General features: G+C 69.4%; 16 protein-coding genes and 1 pseudogene. 13 read left to right on the forward strand and 4 right to left on the reverse strand.

What is annotated here, in order from left to right; genetic code table 11:
- Nucleotides 1-186: 186 nt before the first annotated feature.
- From DAERI_RS03645 to DAERI_RS22250, 9 genes are all read left to right on the forward strand, one after another.
- Nucleotides 187-1,032 (forward strand): hypothetical protein, encoded by an 846-nt coding sequence (locus tag DAERI_RS03645; RefSeq protein ID WP_103128072.1) that lies wholly within the window; start codon nucleotides 187-189, stop codon nucleotides 1,030-1,032.
- A gap of 177 nt (nucleotides 1,033-1,209) precedes the next feature.
- Nucleotides 1,210-2,064 (forward strand): site-specific integrase, encoded by an 855-nt coding sequence (locus DAERI_RS03650; protein ID WP_103128073.1) that lies wholly within the window; start codon nucleotides 1,210-1,212, stop codon nucleotides 2,062-2,064.
- 1 nt (nucleotide 2,065) lies between these two features.
- The gene (locus DAERI_RS03655) at nucleotides 2,066-2,476 is read left to right on the forward strand and encodes a hypothetical protein (protein WP_103128074.1); all 411 of its coding nucleotides are present in this window, start codon (nucleotides 2,066-2,068) and stop codon (nucleotides 2,474-2,476) included.
- A 530-nt stretch (nucleotides 2,477-3,006) separates the two neighbouring features.
- Nucleotides 3,007-3,999 (forward strand): 4-helix bundle domain-containing protein, encoded by a 993-nt coding sequence (locus DAERI_RS03660; RefSeq protein WP_103128075.1) that lies wholly within the window; start codon nucleotides 3,007-3,009, stop codon nucleotides 3,997-3,999.
- Nucleotides 4,000-4,002: 3 nt separating this feature from the next.
- Nucleotides 4,003-5,202, forward strand: coding sequence for an FTR1 family iron permease (locus tag DAERI_RS03665; RefSeq protein ID WP_103128076.1), 1,200 nt, complete (start codon nucleotides 4,003-4,005; stop codon nucleotides 5,200-5,202).
- Nucleotides 5,199-7,268: a hydantoinase/oxoprolinase family protein gene (locus DAERI_RS03670; protein WP_235610238.1), complete on the forward strand. Its 2,070-nt coding sequence runs from the start codon at nucleotides 5,199-5,201 to the stop codon at nucleotides 7,266-7,268. Before DAERI_RS03665 ends, DAERI_RS03670 begins: the two co-directional genes overlap by 4 nt.
- Nucleotides 7,269-7,284: 16 nt before the next feature.
- Nucleotides 7,285-7,728 carry a hypothetical protein gene (locus DAERI_RS03675; RefSeq protein WP_103128078.1) on the forward strand — a complete coding sequence of 148 codons (444 nt, stop codon included), beginning with the start codon at nucleotides 7,285-7,287 and terminating at the stop codon, nucleotides 7,726-7,728.
- 13 nt (nucleotides 7,729-7,741) lie between these two features.
- Complete coding sequence (locus tag DAERI_RS03680; RefSeq protein ID WP_103128079.1) at nucleotides 7,742-8,326, forward strand: TetR/AcrR family transcriptional regulator; 585 nt, start codon at nucleotides 7,742-7,744, stop codon at nucleotides 8,324-8,326.
- A 283-nt stretch (nucleotides 8,327-8,609) separates the two neighbouring features.
- A complete protein-coding gene (locus DAERI_RS22250; RefSeq protein WP_165794060.1) occupies nucleotides 8,610-8,852 on the forward strand; it encodes a hypothetical protein in 243 nt (80 codons plus the stop codon).
- A gap of 248 nt (nucleotides 8,853-9,100) precedes the next feature.
- Here the strand turns inward: DAERI_RS22250 and DAERI_RS22255 are convergent, their stop codons facing one another.
- The 4 genes from DAERI_RS22255 to DAERI_RS03700 all read right to left on the reverse strand — a co-directional run bounded on the left by DAERI_RS22255 (nucleotide 9,101) and on the right by DAERI_RS03700 (nucleotide 12,564).
- Nucleotides 9,101-9,274 (reverse strand): hypothetical protein, encoded by a 174-nt coding sequence (locus tag DAERI_RS22255; RefSeq protein ID WP_164973326.1) that lies wholly within the window; start codon nucleotides 9,272-9,274, stop codon nucleotides 9,101-9,103.
- Between the two features lie 133 nt (nucleotides 9,275-9,407).
- Nucleotides 9,408-10,235: a hypothetical protein gene (locus DAERI_RS03690; RefSeq protein WP_103128081.1), complete on the reverse strand. Its 828-nt coding sequence runs from the start codon at nucleotides 10,233-10,235 to the stop codon at nucleotides 9,408-9,410.
- Between the two features lie 547 nt (nucleotides 10,236-10,782).
- A complete protein-coding gene (locus DAERI_RS03695; RefSeq protein WP_235610239.1) occupies nucleotides 10,783-11,877 on the reverse strand; it encodes a YibE/F family protein in 1,095 nt (364 codons plus the stop codon).
- A 183-nt stretch (nucleotides 11,878-12,060) separates the two neighbouring features.
- Nucleotides 12,061-12,564 carry a YbaK/EbsC family protein gene (locus tag DAERI_RS03700; protein ID WP_103128082.1) on the reverse strand — a complete coding sequence of 168 codons (504 nt, stop codon included), beginning with the start codon at nucleotides 12,562-12,564 and terminating at the stop codon, nucleotides 12,061-12,063.
- 356 nt (nucleotides 12,565-12,920) lie between these two features.
- Between DAERI_RS03700 and DAERI_RS23270 the strand changes: the two are divergent.
- The 4 genes and pseudogenes from DAERI_RS23270 to DAERI_RS03720 all read left to right on the forward strand — a co-directional run.
- Nucleotides 12,921-13,151: pseudogene (locus DAERI_RS23270) on the forward strand (LysE family translocator); the annotation flags it as partial.
- Nucleotides 13,152-13,287: 136 nt separating this feature from the next.
- Nucleotides 13,288-13,854 carry a DUF305 domain-containing protein gene (locus tag DAERI_RS03710; protein WP_235610241.1) on the forward strand — a complete coding sequence of 189 codons (567 nt, stop codon included), beginning with the start codon at nucleotides 13,288-13,290 and terminating at the stop codon, nucleotides 13,852-13,854.
- 69 nt (nucleotides 13,855-13,923) lie between these two features.
- Entirely contained in the window at nucleotides 13,924-14,592 is a 669-nt protein-coding gene (locus DAERI_RS03715; protein WP_103128084.1) for a winged helix-turn-helix domain-containing protein, read from the forward strand.
- 13 nt (nucleotides 14,593-14,605) lie between these two features.
- Nucleotides 14,606-15,700 carry a sensor histidine kinase gene (locus DAERI_RS03720; protein WP_103128085.1) on the forward strand — a complete coding sequence of 365 codons (1,095 nt, stop codon included), beginning with the start codon at nucleotides 14,606-14,608 and terminating at the stop codon, nucleotides 15,698-15,700.
- Nucleotides 15,701-15,824: the final 124 nt, after the last annotated feature.

The raw sequence follows: 15,824 nt of genomic DNA on the forward strand, positions 1-15,824 counted from the left end.
GTAGCAAAACGAGTCCCGGCCCAAGCCTGTGCTACCCTCCCGGTGGAACCACCATCCACCGCCCGCGCCGGGGCCAAACAGGGGGCAAACACCAGCGGCATCAGGAGAGTTCTGTCGTCTCGCCACACAGGGCGTGGAACGAATACCGGCGCACCACGCTCACTTCATGTGTAAGGAGAGATCGACATGCTGATGCTCGAGATGACGGGCGCCCTGGCGGGAGCTATACAGCGCTATGGTCGACAGGCCATCCAGGCGGATCTGAAAGTGAAGCGCGTGACCGCACTCAACGCGGCCGCTATTCTGCTTGGTTACCAGGACCACCGTCAGGCCCGTTCGGAAGTCTTGAGGGGTGACGAGCCCTGCTTACCCCTCAGGCGGTACGGCCGGACCTATATGGAGCGCGCGCAGCACGCTCTGGATGAGCTGCTCGACAAACATAATTTACCTGCGGCAGCATCTGATGACGTTGGCAGATTCGCCAGGCAGATGCTTATCGAGCACGATTACGCGTTATGTGAATTGCTGGGTGGTGAACCGGTCCTTACTCAGGTACTTGATGCCGGGATGAACACTGTTGTGGCTGACCCCCGTATGTGGGTCAGTACCGCGTTACAGCGTGTCCTGACATGCGAGTTGAGCAGCCGTTATGGTGGAAGGTTCGGCATGATAGACCATGCTGGCCTCTATCAGGCAGGTTTACCAAATGAACACCGTTTGCATGACGGAGGGCTGAGATTCAACCTGAGACCCCTTCGTCCCAATATCTTTTACCGGGCGCGGGTCGATTTCACCTGTGAACGAATTGCTCTGCCGATCATTACCGAGGCTGTCCTCGCGGAGTATGACAGCTACATGCTGAGCCTGTGCGCGAGCGTCCACGCCGTCTTCCCGACGGCGCCCGAGCAGGCGGTGGAACAATGGACAAGTCTGCCGGGCCACCGTGGCTGGTCGGGGAGCCGTCAAAAGCCTTACGCCCTGATCGTGGTCAGGAGTGGGCGCGTGGCGGTGGACATGGCGAATTTGGGCTGAAAACCCTCCTGGTGCACCATTCAACAACTCCTTGAGGCCGACAAGGCCTCAAGGAGTTGTTGTCCAGGCTGTGTCTGCTTGCGCCCTAGAGCTCAGGTAAGGCACATTCATACGAGTGCGGAGTACTGTCTCTCCCTGTCTCATTTACAGTACAGTAAAGAATCAGGAGGTTGGAGCATGCACCCCGACGACGAGCGCGCCCTCAAGCTCACCCAGGCCTTCCGCCGCCACGACCTCGAACCCATCTTGGGGTTGATCGGTGACGCCCTCCAACGCCCCCGCGACCAGGCCCGCAGCAACCTCCTCCCCATCTTCGAGCACGCCCGACACGACGGCATCGACTTGTTACATCCCCCTGCACACTTCCACACCTGGCTGCGCACTCCCCTCCTCCAGGCCCGCCGTCGCGCCGGTCCAGTCCGTCCCAACACCGTCATCACCCGTCTGAGCACCCTCATCGCCCTCTACGACCGCCTCATCGATGAGGGCGTCCTGACCGAGAACCCCGCCCGCGGCTACCCCGCCCCCAGCGCCGAGCACAAGGACGCCCCACTCCCCACACCCTCTGACATCCAGCGGCTCCTCGCCGAGGCCCGTGAGCAGGACCGCGAACTTTTCGCCGCCCTCACCCTGATGTACCGGCACGCCTTCCAGCTCAAGGAACTCCTCGCCTTGCGCTGGAGTGCCCTGGACTTCAGCCGCGGCGAGTTGCTGCGGGCCCGAACGGTGTCCTCCCTCTCTCCGGAAGCGATGCAGGCCCTCCAGCCACTGCTCAAACAAGCTGGGGGTCCCCTGCATGCCCCGGAGCAGGCCGAGCGGGTCTTCTCCTACACCAGCCCGGATGACATCCGCCTGAAGATGTGGCGCCTCTGCAAGGCCGCCAACCTCGCCAGCATCAGCCCCAGCGAGTTGCGCAAGGCGGCTCTGCGCGACCACCCGCCGACACGGGAAGGAACAGGCTACAGTCATCCTCAGGCCCACCAGCGCGCCCTGAAATACGCGCAGCAGGTGGCTGAAAAGGCCCAGGTGTAGCATGACCGTCTTACCCCTTTCCCCTCCCCCGCATGCCCATAACCAGCAAACCTTCGAGACTTGCATCGCGCTCACCCTCCAGATCGTTGCCACCCTGGAATTCGCTCCCGTCCTTGGACGCGACCGGCCCACGCGGGAGATGATCCTCGCCTTTGCAGTACAGGCCGAGCGCCACGCTGGGATGCTGGCTGTGCTCGCCGGGTTTCCGGACACGGACGTCCAGGCCGCTGGGCACCACTGGTACGTCAACCTTTCCGCGCAGCGTGACGAACCCGTGCAGGTCGCTTACCACGCTCTGCACGCGGCGGCTTACCTCGGCCTGGACGGGGGCGCCACCACCGGGACCCTCCTGGCCGCCGTCGCCCACGCCCTGCGCGTCCTTGCCGAGCGGGAAGGCACCCTCACGAACTGAACATGAGCACCCCAAAGGAGGAAGCGACCTCTCCCCTTCCTGCCCCCGCTTCCACTCTTGCTCAAGCTCGCGCGGTTGATCGGGTCTGCGTTCTCCCCTCCCCTGGTCGCGTGGGCAGAGGCGTAGGTGGACTTCCCTTTCGTCTGGCTCTGTGTCTGGTTTGCCCTGACGGGGGCTTGAGTGGGGCGGGGGAGAAATCTCTTTACTTCTATTAATTTGTTGCTCTGCACGAGCGCCACGCTAGGTCCCTTCTCCGGCCTACCGCTCCCCAAGGGTCACACCAGCAGTGGCGCGAACACAAACGCTCAGGGGTGACGAGGGCGGCTCTCGACGTCCCCGTTCATTGAACCAGCGCTTGGAGGTGGAGCTGCACCAGCCACCACCTCGACAGGCGAGGCGAACGGCACTCCTCAGGGCCTCGACCTTCCTGCGGGCCGCCACCTCGGAAATCCCAGACCGCTTCGGTTATACCCTGAAAATCCGACTGGATTGGTTGACTTTAAGGAAGACTGTTTCATAGAGTGCGGGCCATGATTCGCCGCGCCTCCCTCGCGCTCCTGGGCCTCGCCCTCACGAGCGCAGCTCTTGCCGCTCCGAAAGACCCCGTCAAGTTCGCCGTGACCCTGGAGCAGATGCGGGGCCACTACGACGCCAGCCTGCTGAACTACCGCAACGGTGACCTGGCGATGGCGACCAAGCACGCCAAGCACCCGGCCAACGAGCTGTACGCGGCGATCCGCGGTGACCTGACCCCCGGCTTGCAGCAGAAGTTCCTGGCGGACTACGCCCGCATCAACCAGACCCTCGCAGCGAAGAAGCCCTCCGCCGAGTACCAGCGGGTCATGAACACCTTCTACGCCGACGTCGACGCGGCGCTCGCCACCCTGGGTTCCACCCGGACCGATCCGAAGTTCGCGGCGCAGGTCATCGCCGGAATCCTGGAGAACGCCGAGCACGAGTACGAGGAGGGCGTCCAGGGTGGCAAGGTCACGAACCTTGCGGAATACCAGGACGCGATGTTCTACGTGGCTCGGGCGCGGGGTTGGTTCGACCGGAATGCGGCGCGCTTCCCCCAGCACCAGCGCGAGGAGACCGCCGCCGCGCTCAAGGCCGCCGCGGCCGTCATTGCCCGGAAGGGCGACGTGAAGGCCCTGGAGCAGGCCGTCGACCAGGCGAAGGAGGAACTCGCTGAGGTCAGCGGGGTGCGGCGGGCCGCGGCGAGCGGGAACGCCACCTACTTCACCAACATCGACCGGCTGCTCGCGGCGGCCAAGAGCCGCTACGCGGGCGGGATGGGTGACGACGCCGAGGAAGCCCTCATCAACGCGTACCTGGAGAACTTCGAGTACCTGGAAAGCCCGCTGGCGAAGAAGGACCAAGCGCTGGAGACCAAGCTCGAAAAGACCCTGCGCGAGGACCTGCGCGCCCTGCTGAAGAGCAAGCCCAGTCCGCAAAAGTTCAGCGCGGCCGTGGACGCCGCCCTCGCGGACCTGAACAAGGCCCGTGCCCTGCTGGGGGAGTAACTCATGAGACGGTTCCTGATCCTGCTGCTGGCCCTGCTGGGCGTCGCGTTCGCCGCGCCGGGCCCGGTGGACGTGACGGCGGAACTCCGCACCGCGCACGACCTCGTGGTGCGGAGCCTGCGCGAGTATGCGGCGGGCCAGCGCGAGGACGCCTTCCGGACGGCCCGCGCGGCGTACCTCGACCACTTCGAGTACGCCGAGCCGCCGCTGCGTGTCCTGAACCCCGACCTCATCCTGGAGATGGAGTACCGCTTCGCGGATCTGCGCAACGGCATGAAGAGCGGCGCGAGCCTGAGCGAGCTGCGCGCCGTCGCGGGGGATATCGACGACAGCCTGCGGAAGGCCGAGAGCATCGTGAACGGCACGGGCGTCCTGGCGCCCACGCTCGCCGCGACCGGGGGCTTCACCATCCTCTTCCGCGAGGGGCTGGAGGCCGCGCTGCTGATGGCGGCGATCCTCGCGTACCTCGCCAGCACCCGCCACGACCGCCTGCGCGGCGGCGTGTGGTGGGGGGCGGGGGCGGCCCTCGTCGCCACCGCCGTCACGTGGTTTGCCGCCACCTACCTGCTCTCCATCGCGCCCATCTCGCGCGAGCTGATCAGCGCGATCACCAGCGTCATCGCCGTCGTCATCCTCTTCTATCTGTCGTTCTGGATGCTCCAGCAGGGCGACCGCAAGCGTAGCGCCGAGTTCATGCGGGCCCGGGTTTCCCAGGCCGTGCAGAGCGGCAGCCTGGGGGCCGTCGCGCTCGTGACCTTCACGACCATCTACCGTGAGGGGTTCGAGACGGTGTTGTTCTACCAGGCGCTCGCGGTCGCCAGCGGGCCGGTCCTGGGGTACATGTACCTGGGGATCGCGCTCGCGGCGCTGGCGCTGGTGGCCGTGTTCGCCGTCATCTTCCGCCTGGGGCGCCGGGTGCCCACGCAGCGCCTCTTCCCGGCCCTGGTCACCGTCACCGCCCTCTTCGCGGTCGCGTTCGTGGGCAACGGCGTGCGCGCCTTCCAGGAGGCGGGCTGGCTGCCCGTCACCAACCTGTACGGGCGGGTGCCGACGCTCGACCCCAACGTCGCGGCCCTCACCGGCCTGCACCCCACCGTCGAGACGCTCGCGGCGCAGGGGCTGATGGTCCTGGTGTACGTGGTGGGCTTCGTCCTGTTCCGCGCGCGTGGGCAGCGCCACTCCCGGCGCGGGGCATCGGTGTGACGGATCACCCCCTGCCGGTCCGGATCGGCATCGACGTGGGCGGCACCTTCACCAAGGGTGTCGCCCTCGGCCGTGACGGGCACCTCCTGGCCGTGTCCCACGTGCCCACCACCCACTGGCACGCGCTGGGGGTGGCGGCCGGGGTGCTGGACGCCCTGCGCGCCCTGCTGCGTGATCTTCCGCCGGGCGCGGCCCCGGCCCTCGTCGCCCACTCCACGACCCAGGCCACGAACGCCCTGCTGGAGGGGGACACGGCGCTCGTCGGCATCCTCGCGCTCGGGGAGGCCCGCGACGAGCGGCGGGTGCAGTCGGTCACCCGGCCCCCGGCGGGCCTGCGGGCGCGGCACGCCTTCGTCGCCACCGACGGGCCGGACTTCGACGCCCGGGTGCGGGCGGTGCTGGACCGCTGGCGCGCGGAGGGGGTGGGCGCCGTGGCCGTGTCGCAGGCGTTCGGGGTGGACGACGCGCACTTCGAGCGGCGGGCGGGGGACCTCGCGCGGGAGGGGGGCTTCCCGGTCAGCCTGGGGAGCGACCTCTCCGGGGCGTACGGGCTGGAGATGCGCACCCTGTCCGCCGCGGTGAACGCGAGCATCCTGCCCACCATGCTCCGCACCGCCAGGCACGTGCGGGACGCGGTGGGTGAACTCCTGCCGGACACGCCGCTGCTGATCGTCCGCGGGGACGGCGGCGCGGCCGACCTGCGCGCCTTCGAGGAGACGCCGCTGCACACGGTCGTGAGCGGCCCGGCCGCCAGCCTCGGCGGGGCAATCCTCGCGCACGGGGCGATGGACGGCGTGTTCTTCGAGGTGGGCGGCACCAGCACGAACATCGGCGTGATCAGGGACGGCCAACCCGCCCTGAAGTACATGACGGTGATGGACGTGCCCACCGGCCTGCGCGCCGCGGACATCCGCATCGCGGGCGTGGCGGGCGGCAGCCTGGTACGGCTGCGCGGGCGGCGCATCGAGGACGTCGGCCCGAGGAGCGCGCACATCGCGGGCCTCGCGTACTCCAGCTTTGCCTCGCCTGAGGCCCTGACCGGGGCGGGGCTGGAGCTGATCGCTCCCAGCGCCGGTGACCCCGCCGACTACGCGGTGCTGCGCACGCCGGACGGCCAGCGGTTTGCCATCACCCCGACCTGCGCGGCGAACGCCCTGGGCGCGATTCCCGAGGGGGGGTACGCGCACGCCCACCCGGAAAGTGCCCGGCTCGCGCTGGGTCTGCTGGGGCAGCACCTGGGGGCGAGCATGGAAGCGGCGGCGCAGGCGGTGCTGGAGGCCAGCGCGGAGAAGCTCACCCGGACCGTGCAGGGCCTGGTGCGCGAGTACGGCCTGCGCGGCACGCCGCTGTACGGCGGGGGCGGCGCGGCGAGCGTGCTCGGCCCGGTGGTCGCTCGGCGCCTGAGGGTGCCGTTCGTGCCCATCCCGCACAGCGACGTGATCTCGTCCATCGGCGCGGCGCTCGCCGTCATCCGGGTGGAGCGGGAGCGCAGCGTCACCCAGCAGGACCCCACGGTGGCGGACCTGCTCGAGCGCGAGGTGGGCGACGAGGCGGTGCGGCTGGGGGCGGACCCCGCCTCGCTGCGCGTCGAGACGGAGTACAGCGCCCGCGAGGGGCGGCTGCGGGCCGTGGCGACCGGCGCCCACCCCCTGAGCGCCCGCACCCGCCCGCTCGACGCGGACGAGGTGCAGCAGCAGGCCCGGCAGGTGCTGGGGGACCAGGCCCGGCTGGTGTTCGGCGGGACCCACCACACCCTGTTCGTCGCCTCCCGCGTGCGGCGCGGCCTGCTGCGCCGGACCGAGCAGCACGCGGCCCTCGTCCTCGACGGGCGAGGGGTGCGGCTGCTGCGCTTCGAGGACGCGCAGGTCCTCACCGGTCCCCCGCACGAGGCGCTGGACCGGTTGCGGACCCTGCTGGCGGGACGGGCGGTCGCCCCGCACGTCGCCGCCCTGACCGCCTCCCGGCTGCGCGACTACGCGCACCTGCACGACCCGGCGCTGCTGTTGCGCCAGCTCGGCGAGAACCTGCGTCTGGAGGGCCAGGTCGCGCTCATCGTCGAGCAGTGAGCCCACAAGGAGAATCATGCTGTACCGCCGTCAACGCAACCTGTCCCCCCTGCTCGTGACCGTCGCGGCCCTGCTCGGCCTCGCGCTGGGCTTCCTCGCGGGGCGGGCCACCGCGCCCCGGCCGACCCTGACGAGCCTGGTCGCTCCCAGCGTGGCCCATGTGCGCCAGGCCTCCGGCGCGTTGGAGATCGTCCCGCTGGAGTACGCCCGCGCCCAGCAGGGCAACACCAGCAGCCTGGGCGCGGCCCGGACGGCCGCCCGGCAGGCGCAGGCGGAACTGGACGAGGCGACGCTGCTGCGCCAACTGAACCCGGGTGGGTTCCGTGAGGCGCGGGCGGCGTTGGTGGCCCTCACCGGTGCCCTCGACGCCCGCCGCGGCACCGACGCCGTGCAGGAGGACGTGACGCGCGCTCAGGCGGCGTTGCGGGAACTCCAGGCGATCGGCACGCCAGACCAGTGAGGGCGCAGACCCCATGACTTCCCCTGCCCAAGAGCGCCTGCTGCACGCCGCCCACACCCTGTTCTCCGGCCGCAGCATTCATCGGGTCTCCATCGACGACATCGTGCGGGAGGCCGGAAGCACCAAGGCCACCCTCTACCGGCACTACCGCAGCAAGGACGACCTCCTCCTCGCGGTGATGCGCTGGGAGTCCCAGGCCTGGCTGCACGGGTTTCAGGACAACGTCGCGCGTCTGGAGCCTCACCCCGCCCGGCAACTGCTGGTCGTGGTCGACGCGCTCGCGGGCGGGTGGGCGCGCCCTGGCTTCCGGGGGTGCGTGCTGACCCGCCTCGTTCTGGAACAGGCTGATCCCGACCACCCGGCGGGGCAAGTGCTGGAGGACCACCAGCGACGTGTGCGGGAGTACCTCGCGGTCCTGGCCCGTCGGGCGGGACGGCCGGAGCCTGACCGGCTCGCGGCCGAACTGCACCTCGTTCTGGAGGGGGCCGCCCTGCTGGCCGGGGTGGGGCGGGACCGCGAGGCCTTCTCCCGGGCACGGGCGATCGCCGGGCAGTTGCTCGGCGACCCTGTTTACGGGGAGAAGGCCGATGGGGCGTGAACGGCTCACGGATCGGTGAGCCACTCCAGGTGAGTCGGCGAGGCGCGGTGAAGCGTGAATCGGAGCACCCGACGTGACGAAGACCCCTGGGCGGTGAAGGTGTGGTGTTCGCGTTGACGGCAGCGGTGTCAGCCATCGTGATCGCGTGCCCGGATGCACTGGCGCTGGCAACGCCGACGGCAATCACGGTCGGCGTGGGGAAGGGGGCGTGGGAGGGCGTGCTGGGCTTCCTCGCGCGCCCCAGCCGACCCTGGCGAGCCTGGTCGCTCCCAGCGTGGCCCATGTGCGCCAAGTCTCCGGCGCGCTGGAGGTCGTGCCGCTGGAGTACGCCCGCGCTCAGCAGGGCAACGCCGGCAGCCTCGACGCCGCCCGGCAGGCGCAGGCGGAACTGGACGAGGCGACGCTGCTGCGTCAACTCAACCCGGGCGGGGTCCGCGAGGCGCAAGCGGCCCTGGCCGACCTCGCCCGGACCCTCGACACGAACGGCAGCCCGCAGGTCGTGGAGGCGAACGCCACGCGGGCCTAGGCCGCGCTGCGCGACCTTCAGGCCATCGGCACACCCTGACGCCGGACATGGGGGTGGAGCCACCAAGGCTGCGGCGGGCGGCCCGGTCCTGCCGGGCCGTTCACCCGCTGGCGGCTGACAAGAATTCGGGTGGAACAGGGACACGCTTGTTCCGCCCGAGCGGGCTTGATGGGCCTACGACGAGATGGACGAATCCTCTTCGCCGGAATGACAATGACGCCCCGCGAGGGGGCGTCACTGGAATTCACCTACTTGAAGCGCGCGCGGAACGCGTCACTGACGGGCTTCTTCTCCGCCGGTCGCGCATCCTGGTGACGCGCGCGGATCCCTGTCATCAACTGTTGCGCCTCGCGAATGCTGGCGTGACTCTCGGCGCGCAGCTCCTCGCGGCGGTCCATCGTCGTCTCAACAGGCTGACGCATCGTCTCCGCTCCTCTCACCATCTCAAATGCACGTTACGGCTTCCCATAACATGCAGTGCATGAACTGTACCACAGTTGTGCCCAGGGGTCACGACCCATGCGGTGGAACCCCCTGACAGCGTAAGGAATTTCCTCACGCCTCATCAGGTAACTCCGGCGGGTCCATGATGTTCAGCTCGCACACCAGGCCCGGTCGCAGCGCGCTGTTCGGCGCGTGATCCAGCCCCGCGTGCACCGTCGTGATGGCTGGCCCCGTCAACCACACGGCCTCCCGCCAGCGGCAGCCATCCCAGTAGTGCTCACTCTTGCCCAGCGTGTATCCGCACAGCAGGTGAAACTCTCGCGCGTAGGTACCCCCCACGTTCACAGGACGGTGGTACCGCACGTTCAGGTTGTACTGATCGCGGTACCGGGGGTCCGTGGGATACGTCAGCAGGAACGCGAACCGGGCCAGCTCGTCGGTCACGACGGGATCGCTGACGTACAGGTTCAGGAGCCGCAACAACTCGTAGTACACCAGCAGCGTGTGCGGGAACTCCTCGTACGCGATTACGGGGTCCTCGGCGAACCGCGCGCGCAACCGCGCGAGGTACCCCTTGAACCGGCGGAACTCCTCCTCGGGGTCCGGCTCGAACGCCTGAAGTTCATCGTGCACGACGTTCAGGTTGTTCACGACCGCCTCGTACACGGCGGTGTAGAACCGCTCGTGCTGACTGTAATGCCGGTCCAGGTGCCCGTCCAGGTCGCGCCACGCGTTGGCGGGCGGGTTCACGAGGCTGCTCACCGTGCCCAGGAACTCCCAGTCGACGTCCAGCGTGGCTGGCAGTTGCCCCACGTGCGGTTCGTGACTGACGAGCGCGTGCGAGTGTACGTACTCTGTATCCGCGCGCTTCAGAACCCCGTGCAGCGGTTGATCGTCGTTGTCAGCCTCGGGGGAGCGGGGGCGCCGGATCTGGCTCATCCCGTCAGTTTACTGGCGTGCTGGAGGGCTCCCGAAGGCCCAGGGCCAGGTGGTACAGGCGGCGCCGGTAGTTCACGCGCGTCGATTCCGTACAGGAGGACAAACAGGACTCTCTCCCGCTCGTCCCGGAACGCCTTGTCCTGAGTCCCCTCCTGCTGTTTGGCCAGGAACTCACGGCGGGCGCGCAGGTGTCGCTCACGCCACGACAGGGGCAAGGGCAGAGGTCTAGCGCGGTACCCATCCGGAACCCGACCAGCACGCCTAGCCCCAGGGCAACCCTGCTCGCCCTGGTGCCTGCCCGGGTCCATGGTGTCCGGCGGGCGGGGGAACGGCCCGGCGACGGGGGCGGATGGGGCGGGTTCGTCAGGGCGCTGGCCATGCCCGGGAGGCCCTGACCCCGGTCCCGGCGCCGGGGTGACGCGGCCCGCGGAGGCAGGCGCCACGCGACCAGCGTGACCTCGCTCAAGCTTGGGGCTTCCCGAGGCGGGCGCCGCGCGGCGGGCCAGCAGGTGACCGCCCGCTTCCCCACGGGGCGGCGCCACACCGTTCACCCGGTGTGCTGGTCCGCGCGGTGGAGGGGAGCTTCGGCCCGGCCTCGCTGCCGCGTCCCCATCCACCATGCCGCCAGGCCGGTGCTGAGCGGCACGGCGAGGAGCATGGTGATCAATGCGATCAGCAGTCCGGCCAGTTCGGAGAACAAGGCCTCGCCGTTCAGGGTCACCCACATCGGGGTCGTCCCGTCGGCCCGGAGCAGGAGCATCAGGGGCAGCGCCCCCGCCGCGTACCCCAGCACCAGGACGGTGACCATGCTGCCCACGTGGTCCCCGCCCACCTGCATGCCCAGGGCATACAGGCGGCCGATGGGCAGGCCCGGCTGGGTCTGGGCGACCGTCTCCACCACAGAGGCCTGGGTGACGGTGACATCGTTCATGGCACCGAGCGCCGAGAGGACGACCCCGACGACATACAGGCTCAGCGCGTTGATGCCGTAGGATCCCTGGGCGACCACGGCCGCCCGGTCCGCGGTGCCGCTGAGGTGCGTCAGGTGCGCGACGAGGAGGGTGAGGAAGTACCCGGCGGTGGTCGCGGTCCACAGGGCGGTCAGGGCGGCGTGACTTTTCCAGTTCCACCCGTGGACCAGGTAGACACAGACGGCCAGCACGGCCCCCAGGGCCGGAATGGTCAGGGGAGCGCTGCTATGCCCGGACAGCAGCGCGGGCAGGATGAGCACCCACAGGGCCAGCAGGGTGAGGGTGCTGCCCAGGATGGCCCGGAAGCCCTTGCCGCGCGCCACCGCGACGGCGATGACCATCACGGCGCCGAGCAGCCAGCCCAGGTACGGGGTGCGCACCGGGTCATTCAGGACGTAGTCCTGGCCGGTTTGATAGATGACCACCGGCTCGCCCCGGGTGTAGGTGGGGCCGTCCGCGTAGGAGAGCGCGTTCACGATCTCGCCGTCTTCCAGGGTCACCAGCACCTCGTCCGCGCTGTACCGCTGCTCGTAGGTGCCGCGCAGGTACGTGCCCAGGGGGGCGGGCGATTCGGGGAGGCGGACGCATCCCCCCAGCAGCAGGGGCAGCGCGGCGAGGAGCGGCAGGAGGAGGCGTGCCGGCCACGGAACACCAAGGGGGAGGACAGGCATGGGCGAACCGCATCATACCTGTATGGCTGTACAGATCTCATGGGTACGACTGGGCCTGCACGAAGGCGTCGGGCGCGACGAGTCCCCGGGACGCCGGGATGCGGCCGGTGGCCCCAGAGCGGGTCAGGACCAGAGTCCAGAATCCTGATACGTCAGGGACTTGGCGTTGCCAGGCGGGCGCGATCATGCGGCAACACTCGTGCCCTCACGCCTCTCACGTAGGGTAGCGATACGCGCGTTGGGCAAGCGGCGCAAGTCACGGGTCAGCACCCGGGCGACGGCGTGAGGGGTGCCGGCCGCCGCCCACACCGCGTCCAACTCCAGCAAGGCGTCATCCAGCAGCGTGACCAGCGAGCGGACGTGACCCACCGGCGGCACCCCGCCGACCGCAAAGCCCGTGCATTCCCGCACGAACGCCGCGTCCGCCTTCCCCACAGCCTCGCCCAGGCACTCGGCCAGGCGGGTCTCGTCCACGCGGTCACGACCGCTGAGCATCACCAGCACCGCCTCGCCACCCCCCATGCGGAACACGAGCGACTTGGCGATCTCCTCCACGTCACACCCCAGGGTGGCGGCCGCCTCCGCGGCGGTGCGTGTGTAGCCGGGCAACTCCACGACCTCGGCGGGAACACCGAGCGCGCGCCAGGCGTCCTGAACCTTCCGGGCGCTGGGCGCCAGGTCAGCCACGGTGCCCTCCACGAGCAGGGGCAACGGTGAACGGCACGCAACACCTGGGACCGGCGCACATAGTGGTGATGGTATGTGATGCCCCCGCCGGTCAGCACGAGGTCCGGGTCACAGGTCCACTCGCCACGACCAGCCCCCTCCTCAAGTGGGCCTGGCGTGTTGGGCGGATGCACGGCGTCCTTCACGCGGCTGCGCTGGGGTATGTTCGACGCCCATACGCTGTCCGGCTTCCTGGTGGCCGCCGTCGTCATCGCGCTCACCCCCGACCCGACTCAATGCTGGTGCTGCCCGGTCGCTCATGGGTGGGCGCCGCACCAGTGTGGTGACCGCCCTGGGCAGTCGCCCCCGCCTTCGAGGTCGTGAAGTTCGCGGGGGTCGCCTACCGAATGTACCTGGGCGTCCGGGCGTTGCGAGACCGGGCCACACCCCTCCTCCCCGACCGGGCGGTACCGGTGAGTGGGGCGAGGGCGTTGTGGCAGGCGGTGGTGACGGACGTGCTCAATTCGAAGGCGGCGCCGTTCTTCATGGCGTTTTTGCCGCCATTCGTGCATAGGGTCACGCCAGCAGGGCGCGGAAATGAACGCTAAGCCGCCTACAGTTTTCCTTGCTGGGCTGAGCCCAGGAAGGGCCGTGAGTGACCATACGCGAGGCAGAGCGACGGCACCCACCGTCCCCCCTCTCCCGCTTGACACGAGCTTAACAGCACCCCCCTAGCCTGCACGCATGCGGAAAACACTCCTGACCGTGCTGGCCCTGGGCGCCCTGCCCACCCCGGCCCTCGCCCAGATGAACCACGGCACTATGCACATGGCCACCCCCGCGACCGGCATGAACCCGCCGATGGACCTGAGCGCTCTGAAGGCGATGACCGGCAAGGCCTTCGACCGCGCCTTTCTCTCCATGATGATCCCGCACCACCAGGCCGCCGTCGCCATGAGCCAGGCCGTCCTCGGCACCCGGGACCCCAAGGTCAAGGCCTGGGCGAACACCATCATCCGGGACCAGAACCGGGAGATCGCCCAGATGAACACCCTGCTGAAGAGTTACGGCGGCGCCGACAGCGAGATGCAGGCGAGCATGATGGGCGACATGGCGAGCAGCGTGAAAAGCGCCAGCAACAAGGACCGCGCCTTCGTGCAGGGCATGATTCCGCACCACGCCTCCGCCATCGACATGGCGAACCTCGCCCTCCAGAAATCGCAGAACCTCAGCGTGCTGGGGCTCGCCCGCGACATCACCCGCGCCCAGGCCGCCGAGATGTACGACTTCAAGGCCTACCTGCTGCGCTGAGCGTCCGCGACACCGTGCCCCACCCCTCCGGTGGGGCTCCTTTGTGCCCCGCCTCCCCCCGGAGACCCCATGCCCAACGTCCTGATTGTGGACGACGACCCCGCCATCCTCGAAATCCTGCGCGCCTACCTCGCTGCGGAAGGACACACGGTTCTGGAAGCGGCCGACGGGATTCAGGCCCGCACCCTGCTCCCCCGTGCCGACCTCGCCATCCTCGACTGGATGCTGCCCGGTGTGTCTGGCCTGGAACTGGCCCGGGAAGCTCGGGCCGCCCGCCTCGACCTGCCCATCCTGATGCTCACCGCACGAGGGGAAGAAGAAGACAAGCTGCGCGGTCTGGACCTCGGCCTCGACGACTACGTGGTCAAGCCCTTTAGCCCTCGGGAGGTCGTCGCCCGGGTCCGCGCCCTGCTGCGCCGGGTGGGCGTCCGCGACACGGTGAGCAGCGGGGGCCTGGAACTTGACCTGCGCGCCCGCACGGCGACCTTGGACGGGCAACCCATCGACCTCTCCAAGCTGGAATACGACCTGCTGGCCGCGCTCGCCTCCCACCCCGGCCTCGCCTGGACCCGGGAGCGGTTGCTGGAACGGGTCTGGGGCCAGGACTTCCCCGGCACCGAGCGGGTGGTGGACGTGCATGTGACGGGCCTGCGCAAGAAGCTCGGAGATGACGCCGACCGACCCCGTTTCATCGAGACGGTGCGGGGCGTCGGCTACCGCTTCAGGACCGACACTTGAGCGAGGAGGTCCCGTGAAGCTCTACCCCCGCCTGTTCCTGTCGCACCTGCTGGTCATCCTGATCGCCGTCGGCGCCATGCTGGTCCTGACCGAACTGCTCGCCCCCGCCTTCGTGCGCCACCACGTCGAGCAGATGGTGCGCCTGATCGGCCCGGACGGGGCCAGCCTGCGCCCCGACCTGGAACGGGGGATGCGCCGCACCCTCAACTCCGCCCTGCTGGTGTCCCTCCCCCTCGCGCTGCTGGTGGCCGCCCTGACGGCCCTGCTCTCGGCGCGGCGGGTGGTGCGGAGCGTGACCCTGCTGCGGGACGGCAGCCACGCCATCGCGGCCGGGGAGTACCGGCGGCGCCTGCCCGAGGAGGGCCGCGACGAGCTGACCGACCTCGCGCGGCACTACAACCGGATGGCCGGGGCGCTGGAGCGGGTCGAGCAGGGCCGGGTGGAACTGATCTCGAACGTGGCGCACGAACTGCGCACCCCCCTGGCCGCCCTGCGTGGGTACGCCGAGGCGCTGAGAGACCGGGTGCTGGCCCCCGAGGTGGCCTCGGACGCCATCGTGCGGGAGACAGTGGCGATGGAACGGCTGGTGCGGGACCTGAGCCTGGTGTCCCGGGTGGAGGCGGGCGCCGTGGAGCTGCACCCGACGGACTTCCGACCGGGGGAGTTGCTGAGGGCCGCGCTGGAGCGCTTCGAGGGCGCCGCTCAGGACCGGGGCATCCACCTGGCCCTGCAAACGGACGACCCTCTCCCACGGGTCACGGCGGACTTCGAGCGGGCCTCGCAGGTCCTGGCGAACCTGCTCTCGAACGCCCTGCGGCACACTCCCAGCGGCGGGTCCGTCACGCTTGCGGCCCACGCGGCGGACGGTCGGGTGACCTTTGAGGTGCGGGACACCGGGAGCGGCATTCCCGAGGAGCACCTGGGCCGCATCTTCGAGCGGTTCTACCGGGTGGACCCGGCGCGGACCCGGGGCGAGGGAAGCGGGGTGGGCCTCACCATCGCCAAGGGCCTAATCGAGCGCATGGGCGGCACGCTCACCGTCACGTCGGGGCCAGGAGGCAGCACGTTCGGCTTCACGTTGCTGGCCGCCCATACGGGGAGCACCTGAGGTCTTCCCATTGGTCGCTGTGAGCCGAAGTCGGACAAACGCCGCCCCAAAGGGCGACGTTTTGTGGCTTTTGGGGGAGCGCCAGCCGTGGCGCGGAAACCAACGCTCAGCCTCCAGCACCTCG

This window comes from Deinococcus aerius, from assembly GCF_002897375.1.
In the GTDB taxonomy this organism is placed as follows: domain Bacteria; phylum Deinococcota; class Deinococci; order Deinococcales; family Deinococcaceae; genus Deinococcus; species Deinococcus aerius.